This is a genomic window from Photobacterium sp. R1, assembly GCF_054600795.1.
Window position 1 is genome coordinate 1 of record NZ_BAAHZP010001039.1, and the last position, 232, is coordinate 232.

At 45.7% G+C, this 232-nt stretch carries 1 protein-coding gene; it reads left to right on the forward strand.

The window, feature by feature from the left end:
* Nucleotides 1–48: 48 nt before the first annotated feature.
* Nucleotides 49–232 (forward strand): Rho-binding antiterminator (locus ACYP03_RS28220; protein ID WP_459782967.1); only part of this gene is annotated, 184 nt, incomplete at its 3' end.

Sequence of the window (232 nt, forward strand, 5' to 3'; positions counted from 1 at the left end):
TAATTGTGATGTTTCGCGAACCTGACATACCGCGAAGGAGAGGTGAAGATGATTTCTTGTCAGCAATATGACTATATCGAAATTGCCTGCTTGTATAAGTTGCCAGTAAAAGTGTGTCTGGCAGATGGCAGTGAGATTGAAGGCATCGCTCAGGACACAGTGCGAAATGAAGGCAAACAAGAGTGTATGTCGCTGAAAACGTCCGCCGGGTTACAAATCGTTGTGCTTGACC